The following is a 13,238-nucleotide window of genomic DNA, read 5'->3' as shown; positions in this document are numbered from 1 at the left end:
CCCTCACCCACAGCCTTTAAATACCGCCAATAAATAACTTTTACTAATAAATTCATCAAGATAGTTTTGATTTTCAAAATGATGTTAAGATTTAATACAATTTAATTGATAACTCCTCTCAAATACTTGACGACAGCATGGGGGTTTTGCTATACTCATATAAATCGCATCCAAGGCATTCTTGTGACTACACGCAAAAAAAAAGCTGGAAACCCTATATATATCGTGAAATATTAATATTTTTTGGTGAAAGTTTTAAATTGCGATGCACGAGTTTTTGAGGATTTAGCCAGGGCCAATAATTCGCATCTTGACAAAATAGGCGTTTGGTGCATCCGATGTTTTCTTTACCAAAATTTAAGATCAAGCTGTCGATTATTTTATCAATTGTAAGAGTGAGATAATTATCATACAGCTTGTTTGCAAATCGGTTAAAACATTACCCTGACCCTAAATCTGGATCCCAGAGAGGGAGAGGGACTTTGAGAGGTGATCAGATGATTTCTGAACAGGCTGTAATTACCATAATTGGCTATGGATTTTTAACTATGATAACTGAATATCGGTCAATTTATCAAGTCGGGGGTAGTCTGCATACAGACTGTCCTAGCTATGTTAAGCGACAGGCAGACACAGACTTATATGAAGCCTTAAAACGGGGAGAGTTTGCTTATGTTCTCAACTCTCGTCAGATGGGAAAATCGTCTCTGTTAGTGCAAACCCGCCACCGTTTACAAGCAGAAGGAATACGTTGTGCGACGTTAGACATGACGGTTATTGGTAGTGAAGATGTCACCCCAATGCAGTGGTATAAGGGAATTTTTGTAGAACTTTGGCGCGGGTTTGGGTTATTAAAATCTATGCCATTTAAAATCTGGTGGCAAGAACAAGGCGAACTTTCATTGGTACAAAAATTAAATCAGTTTATAGTGGAAGTTTTACTGCCTACATTTAACCAGGATAAATTTTGCATTTTTGTTGATGAAATCGACACTATTTTAAGTTTGTCATTTCCAGTAGATGATTGGTTTGCCTTTATTCGATTTTGTTATAATCAAAGGGCAACTGAACCAGCATATCAGCGGTTAAATTTTGCGATTTTTGGGGTAGCTAATCCCTCCGACTTAATTAGAGATCGCACCCGAACCCCTTTTAATATTGGCACAGCGATCGCACTTTCTGGGTTTACCCTAGAGGAAGCGAAACCCCTACAACAGGGATTAAATGTTCCCGGTTTGAATGGGGATATTTTGCTGCAAGAAATTTTAAACTGGACGGGAGGACAGCCATTTTTAACTCAGAAGTTATGTCATTTAATTTATTGCCAATATTATCAAGATATGAATCCCCACAATTTTGATGATATATTATCAGAGAAAGAGTTTATTAAACAATTAGTAATTGACCAGATAATCACCAATTGGGAGAAACAGGATGAACCGGAACATTTACGAACCATTAGAAATAGAATAATTAGCAATTCTCAAATCTCGTCAAGATTATTAGGGATTTATCAGAAAATACTCCTAGAGACAGAAATACCCTTTGATGGTAGTCGGGAAGAAACGGAGGTTTTGCTATCTGGATTAATTGAAAAATCCGGGAATATGTTAAAAGTAAAAAATCCGATTTATGAGCATATTTTTAATTTAGAATGGACTCAAACACAGCTAAATTTACTACGTCCCTATTCCCAAAACTTTGAGGCTTGGATAGCTTCTCATCAAACTGATGACTCTCGGCTTTTACGAGGTCAAGCGTTATTAGAAGCGCGGACTTGGGCGTTAGGTAAAAGTTTAAGTGATGGTGATTATAAATTTTTAGCTGCCTCGGAAAAATGCGATCGCGCCGCTATGCAACAGGCTTTAGAAGCGGAAAAATTAATCGCGGTAGAAGCGAGACTTTTAGAAGAATATAAAAACTCAAGACTACAGCGACGACTGTTAACGACGGTGGTCTTATCGTTATTCTTCTCCCTAGGATTAGCTGGTTTAGCTTACTCCCAATATCGTCGAGCGATCGCCAGCTATGAAATCACCAAAGTCCGAGAAATTGAAGCCCTAATTTCCGCCACAGAGGGTCAGTTTTTATCAAACAATAACCTGAATGCTTTAGTTAATGCTGTGCGGGCAAAAATCAGGATAAAGGATGTCCAAAACGTAGAAAATCATCTCCTAAAAAAAGTCAATGCTGTTCTGATTCAATCTGTTTATGGGATGAATGAATATAATAGTTTTGGTCGTCACAAAGACCGAGTTTGGGCTTTGAATTGGACGGAAGATGGGGAACAGATAGGGATTATTGCCCGCGCCAATTATCCCCATACTGAAGGAAGGGAGAACACCGACAAAAATAATCAAGTTTTAATTTTTAATCGACGGGGAAAACTACAGAAGATTATCGATAATTTTACCTATGAATTACGAACTATGGATTTTTTTCCGGACGGCTATATAGCCACGGGACACAGCAATGGGGAAGTCAGAATTTGGTCTAATGAAGGTGATTTAGTGTTCACCTTTCCCGCCCATGATGAAGAAATATGGGCTCTGATAATTCGGGATAAAGACACCATAGCCACTGCCAGCACCAAGGGTTCTATAAAACTTTGGCACAGGGATGGCACTTTATTAAATGAATTTGTTGGTCATACTCAATCTGTGAGAAATATAGCTTTTTCTCCAGACGGTCAACGCATAGCTTCTGTGAGTGATGATGGCAGAGTCAAACTGTGGGAAATAGGAGGGGAGTTAGTAGCTAGTTTTGAACATTCTCAAGAACCTGTTGAGGCTTTGGCTTTCTCTCCTGATGGTCAGTATATAGCGGCGGGAGGTAGAGATAGACAACTGAAATTATGGTCTATTAATGAAAGGTCTGCCATTGTACTGGGAGAACATCAGGATAGTATTAGGACTGTGGCTTTTTCTCCTGATGGTAATATAATTGCCTCTGGGAGTTGGGATAGAAGTATTCGTTTATGGAGTCCTGACGGTAGACACCTGCAAACTTTCGCTTCCCATACTGCGCCTATGACCCAACTTTCCTTTAGTCCTGATGGTGAAACTCTGGCTTCTGCTGACTTCCATGGGGAGGTTAAACTCTGGAAAGTTAAGAATCGGTTTTTTACTGTGCTATCAGGACATCAAGACAATGTGCGGGCGGCAGTTTTCACTCCAGACCATCAGCAAGTTTTCTCTAGTAGTTGGGGTGGAGAGGTTTATCGGTGGGATATGCAGGGTAATTTACTGGGAAGCCTAGAAGGTCATAATAAGGGTGTAATTGGTCTGGCGGTTTCTCCTGATGGTGAAATTGTGGCTACGAGTAGCTGGGATGACAGTATTCGACTCTGGAATATGGAGGGAGAGTTATTAAAGGTTATTAATAATGCTCATTCTATGGGGGGAAATCAACTAGCTTTTTCGCCAAATGGTGAGGTTATAGCTTCGGTGGGAAATGATAATAAGGTGAAGTTTTGGAGTCGAGTGGGGGAGTTTTTGCGGGAGTGGGAATATTCAGAAGCGATTACGGGAATTGCCTTTAGTCCTGATGGTAAAATGGTGGTTACAGGTAGCGAGGATACGGAAGTCAGAGTTGTATATATAGACGGGTCTGGGACGCGGTTAATTGGTAATCATCAGGGTAGTGTTTGGGGGGTGGCTTTTAGTCCCCAGGGTGATATGATTGCTTCTGCTAGTACAGATAACACGCTCAGATTATGGTTTTTAGATGGTAGAGAACCGATAGTTTTGCATCATCAGGGGACTGTTGATCAGGTGGCTTTTTCACCAGATGGTCAGATGATTGCTTCGGCTAGTTGGGATGGCACTATTCAACTTTGGACTAATGAAGGGGTGAAAATAAGAACTTTGATCCGACATCAAGGGTCGGTGCGGACTGTGGGTTTTAGTGATGATGGAAAATGGATGATTTCTGGGGGAGATGATAATCAAGTCATTATCTGGAATTTGGCTGAGATTATGAATTTAGATGAGTTGAGTTATGCTTGTTATGTCATCCAAGATTACCTGGATTATTACCCGGAATTAAAGGATGAGGAAAGAAATTTGTGCGATCGCATTAATTAAAGTTTGATGAAAGTTTAACCTAGCCCCTAAAATTGGGGCTATTTAGCTATTCTTCTGGCAGATCCCAATCAGCGATCGCCTCCCATCCTTTTCCGCGCCGCACCAAGACAGGATCATCAGCACTTAAATCAATAATTGTGGAAACTTGATAATCCAAATCAGCGCCATCATCAACAATAATATCAACCAAATTCTCCAAAGCATCAAAAAGCTGGAATTTATCATACTCTTGGGGAATTTTCCTAATTAAGGCGGAGGGTTCATCTTCTTCTTTAATATGTGCGGAAGTGGAAATGACGGGGTTTCCCAGAGATTCCAAAATGGCTAAACATACGGGATGATCAGGAACCCTAATTCCGGTAGTTTTGCGCTTAGGTGACATCACCAATTTCGGCACCAGTTTAGTGGCGGGAAGTACAAAAGTATAACTCCCCGGAATCAATCTTTTGATGGTGCGATAGGCGGCATCAGTAACTATGGCATAATCGGCAATATTAGATAAGGATGAACAGAGAAAGGTGAGAGGTTTATCATTGGAAATCTGCTTAATTTGTCGCACCTTTTGCACTGCAGATTTAACGGTGAGGTCGCAACCGATCGCATAAACGGTATCGGTAGGGTAAAGCATGACCGCCCCACGCTTGAGGGCATCCCTAATTTGTTCAATGGTGCGTTTTTGGGGATTTTGGGGATGAATTTCGTACAGAGTAGCCATATAATAAAGTCCATGAACTAGAATAATGATCGAACCATTAAAAGTTTAAAGTCAGAATGACGATCTGATCATGCCCAATTTTTGAGTAAAATAACTTTAAACTAAAATCGATATCACTCAAACCAGACGGCGGAAAATGATCAATATAGCCTACCTTCAATGTCCCACTGGAATAGCTGGGGATATGTGCCTCGCAGCGTTAGTTCATGCCGGGGTTCCCCTGGAGTATCTCACGACACAGCTAGAAAGGCTGGGAATGGCTGAAGAATATCGGCTATGGGCTGAAAAGGTAACTCGCCAGGGTCAACAAGCCACGAAGGTTCATGTAGACCTAACTAGCCACGATCATCACACTCGCCACCTACCAGACATTGAAGCCATTATCAAGGCGGCAAAACTTCCCCCAAGGGCAGAAAACATGAGTTTAGCGGTATTCCGCAAGCTGGCGGAGGCGGAAGGGGCGGTTCATGGTATTGACCCGGAAAAAGTACATTTTCACGAAGTGGGGGCGACAGATGCGATCGTGGATATTGTCGGAACCTGTTTGGGGTTGGACTGGCTAAAAATCGATCGCCTCTATTGTTCTGCTTTTCCGGTAGGTGGTGGCACATTCCGGGCAGCCCATGGAATTTTACCAGTACCTGCCCCTGCTGTTCTGAAACTCTGGGAAATGCGTAGTGTTCCAGTTTATAGCAATGGCATTGAACGAGAATTAGTTACCCCAACGGGGGCGGCGATCGCTGTAACTTTGGCTACAGAATTCGGACCGCCACCGCCGATGATTCTGAAACGGGTGGGACTGGGGGCGGGTTCGTCAAATTTTCCCATCCCTAATATTCTCCGCCTCTGGTTAGGGGAAACTGAGGATACAGATAAACCCAAGGCGGAAAGTCATGGTTTGGCGGGGACTTTCCATGATCATGATGAGGAAATGGTGGCAGTATTAGAAACTCAAATTGATGACCTTAGCCCCCAAGCGATCGCCTATGCTTCTCAGGCTTTATTATCGGCGGGGGCGGTGGATGTTTTTGTGCAACCTGTGACCATGAAAAAGTCTCGCCTCGGAATATTATTAACTGTGATTTGTCACCCGGAAGCTGTGGATACTTGCCGGAATATTCTCTTTGCCGAAACTACTACTTTAGGGATTCGTCAAAGTTGGCAATGTCGCACTATTCTTGACCGCGAATTACAGACGGTTGACACTGAATATGGTTTAGTCAGAATTAAGGTGGCTTTTTCAGGCGATCGCGTTATTAATGTACATCCTGAATATGAGGACTGCGCTACCCTCGCCCAACAGCATCAAATCCCCTGGCTAGATATTCATCAAAACGCCTTACAACATTGGCAGTTAATACAACAAAAATTATCATAAAAGAAACCCCAGAATAAAAGAAACCCGGTTTCTCTGTGTATATAAAAGAAACCGGGTCTCTATGTATATAGGAAAGAAACCCCAGAATAAAAGAAACCCGGTTTCTCTGAAGAAACCGGGTTTCTGGAACTAGGTTTTTTTAGGAAGTTGTTAACAGTTGTTTTAAATAAAATCCGGTGTAGGAATGGGGGTTATTAGCAATATCTTCGGGTGTTCCGGTGGCGACAATTTGACCACCGCGATCGCCTCCTTCTGGTCCCAAGTCCACCACCCAATCAGCACAACGAATCACATCTAAATTATGTTCAATGACCATAATAGAATTACCCTTATCAACCAACCTTTGTAAAACATTCAATAACTGATGAACATCATAAAAAGATAAACCGGTAGTTGGTTCATCAATTAAATACAGAGTTTTACCAGTAGCGCGTTTTGACAATTCGGAAGCCAATTTAACCCGTTGTGCTTCTCCCCCGGAAAGGGTAGGCGCAGGTTGTCCTAACTGAATATAACCCAAACCGACATCAACCAAAGTTTGCAGCCGAGTGGTAGCGCGGGGGATATTTTCAAAAACCTTTAAAGCCTCGTCAGCGGTCATATTCAAGACATCAGCGATAGAATAGCCCTTATATTTAACCTGGAGAGTTTCCCGGTTATATCGTGCGCCTTTACATACCTCACATTGCACATAAACATCAGGAAGAAAATTCATTTCAATCACATTTACCCCCTGTCCGCCGCAGGCTTCACAGCGTCCGCCTTTAACATTAAAAGAAAACTGTCCTGGCTTATATCCCCTAGCTTTCGCCTCAATGGTTTCTGCAAACAGTCCTCGGATAATATCAAATACTCCCGTATAGGTAGCGGGGTTAGATCGCGGAGTGCGTCCAATGGGAGATTGATCAATGACAATGACCTTATCCAAAGCATCTAATCCCTGAATTTTATCTAATTTTTTAGGAAAGGCAATTTTCCCGTAAAAATGATGTTGGAGGGCGGGATATAATAACTCATTAATTAAGGTAGATTTACCGGAACCTGAGACCCCAGTAATACAGACTAATTTACCGAGGGGTAATTCGACATCGATATTTTGCAGATTATTACAATGGGCGTTTTTGAGAAATAGCGATCGCCCATTTCCGGGACGGCGGCTGGGGGGAGTTTCAATTTTTTTGCGTCCAGAAAGATAAGCACCCGTGAGGGATTTTTGAGTAGTTAATAAAGTTTTTAAATCCCCTTGGGCGACAATTTCTCCGCCATTAACTCCCGCCCCAGGACCGATATCAACCAACCAATCAGCGGCGCGGATAGTTTCCTCGTCATGTTCGACTACAATCAAGGTATTGCCTAAATCTCGCAACTTTATCAAGGTCTTTAATAGTCTGCCATTATCCCGTTGATGTAAGCCAATACTAGGTTCATCTAAGACATATAAAACACCGGTTAAACCCGCGCCAATTTGAGTAGCCAATCGAATCCTTTGGGCTTCTCCGCCGGACAAGGTAGAAGCGGATCTAGCGAGGGTTAAATAATCCAAACCGACATCTATCAAAAACTGTAATCTTGCCTTAATTTCCCGTAAGACTAAATCCCCGATTTGGGCTTGGCGATCGCTCAATTGTAGCTGATTAATTTTATCCAAACAATCCCGAATGGAAACCTCGGTTAAATCTGCTATATTATACTGTCCCAAATAGACAGATAGCGCCTCTGGCTTCAATCGTTGACCGTGACAGACTTCGCAGGGTTGGTCAACCAAATAAGGGGCTAATTTCTGCTTTTGTGCTTCGGAACCTGTCTCCTCATATTGTCGGAGTAACATGGGAATTGCACCGAGATAGGGGCGGTAATAACTGCGATTTTCTCGGTAGCGGGAATCAGTTTCTATTAAAATGGGTTCATCACTCCCATAAAGAATAATATGCTGTTGTTCGGGTGTCAGTTTTTTCCAGGGGGTAGAAATCTCAAAATCGAAGGCTTGGGCGACACTATGAAGTAGGGATAAATAAAAGGAATTGTCCTTGTCTGACCAAGGGGCGATCGCATTATAAACAGGTTGTGAAGGGTCAGGAATAATCAATTCTGGGGAAAAAGTCCGCCAGTGTCCCAAACCATGACAAGCGGGACAAGCGCCATAGGGAGAATTAAAAGAAAATAGGCGGGGTGAAAGTTCTTCCATAACCGCCCCATGTTCAGGACAAGCAAAGTTTTCGGAAAATACCAATTGTTGCGGTTTGGGGAATTGTTCTTCTGGTGATATACTGAGGTTATCCAAAATCTGAATAATAGCAATACCTTCCCCATGGCGTAAACAAGTAGTTAGGGAATCAACTAAACGTTCCTGTAACCCCGGTTTCACAATAAGTCTATCAATGACAATTTCAAGATCATGGACATGATTTTTGTCTAAGTCTATATGGTCAGACAATTCGAGAATTTCCCCATCAATTTTGACCCGGACAAAACCTGAAGATGCTAAACTAGATAAGAGTTTGCGATGAGTGCCTTTTTTCCCTCGGACGACAGGCGCAAGAATAAGGAATTTAGTGCCTTCAGGAAGTGCCATAACTTGATCGCACATTTGGTCAATAGTTTGGGGGGCAATATGGCGATCGCATATAGGACAATGAGGGGAACCCGCCCGACCAAATAATAAACGTAAATAATCATAAATTTCGGTAACTGTTCCCACGGTAGACCGAGGGTTATGGGAGGTAGATTTTTGGTCAATAGAAATAGCGGGACTCAACCCCTCGATCGCATCAACATCAGGCTTATCTAATTGTCCTAAAAATTGTCTCGCATAGGCACTAAGGGACTCGACATAACGCCGTTGTCCTTCAGCAAAAATGGTATCAAAAGCTAGGCTAGATTTCCCAGAACCTGAAACGCCAGTAAATACAATCAGGCGATCGCGGGGAAGTTCCAGATTGAGATTTTTCAGGTTATGCTGTCTCGCCCCGATAATTCTAATAGTGTTCAGACTAGCCGGGGATATGGTAGATTGGAGATCGGAAAATTTCGCAGGTTTAGCCATTAGGTTAAGGTAGGATAATCAATAATCAGAGAAGTGATAATTTGAGGGCTAGGAACTTATCTATGGTTAGAAGTATTGAGGTAGACTATCGATTTCCCCCGGGAATAGATCCAGAACGTCAAGGGAAAGTAATCGCCATTGGACAAACAGCGGGAACTTGGGATGCACGTTTTCAGCACCGGGAAGAGGTGATGCGATCGCATTTAGGAGAGGTGATCAATATCCAAACCGATGCTCAAAAATATAGCATTGTTACCGTTGCTTTTCCAGAGGCTAACGTAGAAAACGATATCCCCAGCCTACTAACCATGATTTTTGGCAAATATTCCATGGCGGGTAGTGGAAAGGTAATTGCTGTCCGGCTGGGGGAAAATTACGGGAAACGCCCCAAACTAGGAATTACAGGAATTCGCGATCGCCTAGAAGTCCCCAACCGACCCCTAATTATGGCGATTTTCAAACCCGCCTTGGGGTTGTCCGCCGCCGACCACGCGGATATTTTGGAACAGGTGGCCTTTGCCGGATTAGACCTAATTAAAGATGATGAAATCCTCCCAGACTTGCCCACAGCGCCCACTCTCGAACGCTTAAAGGCTTGTCGGACCGTGTTAGATAGGGTGAGAAGCGAAACGGGTCGCAACGTCCTCTATGCGGTAAATATCACCGGTTCTGCGATCGCCCTGATCGAAAAAGCCAGGACCCTAGTTAAGGCGGGCGCAAATGCCCTATTATTAAATGTTTTAACCTACGGATTTTCGGTATTGGAGGCGATCGCCACTGACCCGGAAATCAATGTTCCGATTTTTGTGCATCCTGCGTTTGCTGGTAGCCTCTGTGCATCACCGGATCACGGTTTGGCTTATTCTGTGGTTTTGGGGACTCTCATGGCCCATGCGGGGGCGGATGCGGTTTTATATCCCGCCCATTATGGTAGTTTACCTTTTGACCCCACCGAAGAAGCCAAAATTCGGGATACTTTGCGATCGCGTAATGTTTTCCCAGTCCCTTCTGCTGGTATCCATGCGGGGATTATTCCCCAGGTATTAGCTGATTATGGCAATGATGTTATTCTCAATGCCGGAACTGGTATCATGGATCATCCAGACGGTCCCGCCGCTGGTGTGAAAACCTTTACAGAATTAATAGTTAATAATTGATAATTAATAATTGACAATGAATACAGACCCCCGTGAATCTTTAATGGAAGCATCTCGCCAATTTTATCAGCTAGGATGGATGGCTGGGACCGCTGGCAATTTGTCCGCTAGGGTTGAAGATGGCAGTTTTTGGATTACTGCTAGTGGTAAACAAAAGGGGAAATTGGTAGCTGATGATTTTGTGCGAGTGAGTCTCACGGGGGAATTGTTGGAAACGCCCAATCCTGAGAATAAACCCTCAGCCGAAACCAGTATCCATCAGGCGATTTATTCCTGTTTTGCTGATGCTAGAGCCTGCTATCATGTCCATTCCGTGGAAGCGAAATTAGTGACTAATTTTGTGGAAGGGGAAAAATTGCCTTTACCTCCGATTGAGATGTTAAAAGGTTTGGGGGTGTGGGAGGAAAATCCCCAGGTGTTTATGCCAGTTTTTCACAACCATTTACAGGTTCCCAAAATCGCTCAGGAAATAAGCGATCGCTTTCACCGAGAGACCCCCCAAGTCCCGGCTTTGTTAATTCGTAATCATGGAGTGACAGTCTGGGCTAATTCCGCCGCCGAAGCCGAAAATCATGTAGAATTAGCCGAATATATTTTCAGATATATTGTAGCAGCCCGTCAGGTGGGAATCAAGTTTTAAAACATGGCCATAATCCCCCCATAGATGATACCACTAATCGTAGCCATAGCGACGACCAGCGCCACAAAGACCACAGTTTTTTTGGTTCCTATAATGGTACGAATGACCAGCATATTAGGAAGGGATAAAGCCGGACCAGCTAATAATAAAGCCAAGGCGGGTCCGTCTCCCATACCATTACCAATTAATCCCTGCAAAATCGGCACTTCTGTTAAGGTAGCAAAATACATAAATGCACCAGCGATCGCCGCGAAGAAATTCGCCAAAATGGAATTACCACCCACCGCCATAGCCACCCATTCAGAAGGAATTAAGGCTTCCTCACCGGGACGACCTAATAAAGCGCCCGCAATTAATACCCCAAACAATAACAAAGGTAAAATTTGTTTAGCATAATCCCAGGAAGACTCAAACCATTCTCCCGCCTCATTTTTATCGTTACTGGTCAACCAAGATAAACCGACCACGGCAAAGCTAAAGGCAATCAAAGGGTATTGATGGAACTGTAATGATAATACCACAGTGACGGCACTAATCAACAAAACTTTCCCCAGACTGAGATTTAACCAAGCCACTAAAATAGCAGCCAAGGCGACACCAAAAAAGCCAGTAATCCACCATTTTAAGGAATAGATAACATACCACAAACCAGTATTAACATCTGGCGCACTCCAATTAGCAAAAACTAGGATACCGACCAGGACGGCAAAAAATACGGCATTTTGCCAGAGGGGACGAGTCTCTTCCGCCTCAGACAACAGAGAAGCTGCTTTGACTTTTTCGGTTTCTTCGCGGCGGAAAAGCCACTGCATTGACAAGCCGATAATCATGCTAAAGATCATGGCACAAATTGCCCTAGCTAGACCTAATTGCCATCCTAAAACTCTAGCCGTGAGAATAATGGCTAGAACGTTAATGGCGGGTCCTGAGTACAAAAAAGCCATCGCCGGACCCAAACCCGCGCCCATGCGGTAAATTCCGGCAAATAAAGGTAGTACAGTGCAGGAACAAACTGCTAAAATAGTACCGGATACAGAAGCGACACCATAAGCCAGCCAAGGGTTAGCCTTGACTCCCAGGTATTTCATTACTGAGTCTTGGCTAATAAAAACAGCGATCGCACCCGCAATAAAAAACGCCGGAATTAGGCACAATAAAACGTGCTCTTGGGCATACCAACGGACTAGATAAAGAGACTCCCAGAAGGCATTTTGTAGCCTTTCTGACTGTCTTATGGCTTCTACAGGCAGATAAAAGCACAGTAAAAATAAAGCTACAATTAAGGCGAGAGGTTGCCACTGTTCCCGCCAAAAAGTGGAAATTCTCATGATGTTTACTCCCGGCTATTTTCGCAGTTTAGATGTCTAAAATAACCTGGTGGTAGGGGTCAAATTTGCTGCGATTTTCGGCAAGGTATGGTCTAATCAAATTAGATAATCCCAACCCACCAGGTTTCTAGGGTATAGACTTAATCTCAGCGACCGATATTTAAGGTTTGAGATGAGTTTGGATCTGTTCCGGGGTGGCTACTTTCCCCTGACTGACAACCACATCATTAATCACCAAGGCGGGAGTTTTCATAACTCCTCGTTCGGCTATTTTCAGGGGTTCGGTAATATGTAAAACCTCCGCCTCGATATTGAGGGAGGCGATCGCCTCTTTAGCGTTGGCTTCTAGTTGCTGACACTTTTGGCAGCCAGTCCCTAGCACTTCAATTTTGACAGCAGTCATGATTTGAGTTCTCCTGAACTATAACTGATGCTGACTATTGTAGAGCTTATACTTAGGTATAATGTCAAGGGGTTGGCGGGTGTTTGTGGCTATAATTATCCAGGATGACACATTGTTGTTCGGAATTAGTGCGATCGAGATGAGTCTGACATTCCTGTACTATGGGCAATAATTCATCATGTAAAGCCTGTAATTTGTCAATTTTATCGCGAATTTGAGTAAGTTTACCATTCAAACGTTCATAAACAGCCTGACAAGTAAGCGATCGCTGATGTTTCAGTTCTAAAATATCCTGAATTTCCGCCAAAGTTAAGCCCAAAGACTTGCCGCGAATAATAAAGCTAATTCTCTCCAAATCATCTTGACTAAAGAGACGATAACCCGCCTCAGTCCGTTGGGGAGAAGGAATTAATCCTATCCGTTCATAAAAATAAATCGTTTGTGGATTAATTCCCAAAATCTCAGATACTTCACCCACCTTAAACATAA

Annotated in this window: 9 protein-coding genes; 4 read left to right on the top strand and 5 right to left on the bottom strand. The window is 43.1% G+C overall.

All coding sequences use genetic code 11. The annotated features are described in order from the left end of the window. Positions 1–482: 482 nt before the first annotated feature. Positions 483–4,085, top strand: a complete 3,603-nt coding sequence (locus tag NLZ44_RS09320) for a WD40 domain-containing protein (RefSeq protein WP_493752593.1) — start codon at positions 483–485, stop codon at positions 4,083–4,085. 46 nt (positions 4,086–4,131) lie between these two features. On the opposite strand, the gene NLZ44_RS09315 is transcribed toward NLZ44_RS09320, so the two are convergent. Continuing rightward, the gene (locus NLZ44_RS09315; protein ID WP_493752592.1) at positions 4,132–4,800 is read right to left on the bottom strand and encodes an L-threonylcarbamoyladenylate synthase; all 669 of its coding nucleotides are present in this window, start codon (positions 4,798–4,800) and stop codon (positions 4,132–4,134) included. A gap of 136 nt (positions 4,801–4,936) precedes the next feature. On the opposite strand from NLZ44_RS09315, the gene larC reads away from it, so the two are divergent. Beyond that, complete coding sequence (larC, locus tag NLZ44_RS09310; protein WP_006621567.1) at positions 4,937–6,178, top strand: nickel pincer cofactor biosynthesis protein LarC; 1,242 nt, start codon at positions 4,937–4,939, stop codon at positions 6,176–6,178. A 139-nt stretch (positions 6,179–6,317) separates the two neighbouring features. Here larC and uvrA read toward each other — a convergent pair whose 3' ends face one another. Further along, complete coding sequence (gene uvrA / locus NLZ44_RS09305) at positions 6,318–9,221, bottom strand: excinuclease ABC subunit UvrA (RefSeq protein WP_493752591.1); 2,904 nt, start codon at positions 9,219–9,221, stop codon at positions 6,318–6,320. Positions 9,222–9,283: 62 nt separating this feature from the next. Between uvrA and NLZ44_RS09300 the strand changes: the two genes are divergently transcribed. Together NLZ44_RS09300 and mtnB are read left to right on the top strand one after the other, a co-directional pair. Continuing rightward, entirely contained in the window at positions 9,284–10,378 is a 1,095-nt protein-coding gene (locus tag NLZ44_RS09300) for a RuBisCO large subunit C-terminal-like domain-containing protein (protein WP_493752590.1), read from the top strand. A gap of 16 nt (positions 10,379–10,394) precedes the next feature. After that, on the top strand, positions 10,395–11,018 hold the full coding sequence (gene mtnB / locus NLZ44_RS09295) for a methylthioribulose 1-phosphate dehydratase (protein WP_008057024.1): 624 nt from the start codon (positions 10,395–10,397) through the stop codon (positions 11,016–11,018). Here mtnB and NLZ44_RS09290 read toward each other — a convergent pair. From NLZ44_RS09290 to NLZ44_RS09280, 3 genes are all read right to left on the bottom strand, one after another. After that, positions 11,015–12,346 (bottom strand): permease, encoded by a 1,332-nt coding sequence (locus NLZ44_RS09290; protein ID WP_493752589.1) that lies wholly within the window; start codon positions 12,344–12,346, stop codon positions 11,015–11,017. The two genes, mtnB and NLZ44_RS09290, sit on opposite strands and share 4 nt — an antisense overlap. Before the next feature lie 160 nt (positions 12,347–12,506). Next, positions 12,507–12,749 carry a thioredoxin family protein gene (locus NLZ44_RS09285; RefSeq protein ID WP_008057027.1) on the bottom strand — a complete coding sequence of 81 codons (243 nt, stop codon included), beginning with the start codon at positions 12,747–12,749 and terminating at the stop codon, positions 12,507–12,509. 64 nt (positions 12,750–12,813) lie between these two features. Further along, positions 12,814–13,236 (bottom strand): heavy metal-responsive transcriptional regulator, encoded by a 423-nt coding sequence (locus NLZ44_RS09280; protein ID WP_008057029.1) that lies wholly within the window; start codon positions 13,234–13,236, stop codon positions 12,814–12,816. Between the last annotated feature and the right edge of the window lie 2 nt (positions 13,237–13,238).

The sequence above is a fragment of the Arthrospira sp. PCC 9901 genome (assembly GCF_059013425.1).
This window is presented reverse-complemented; position numbering and strand designations above follow the sequence as displayed.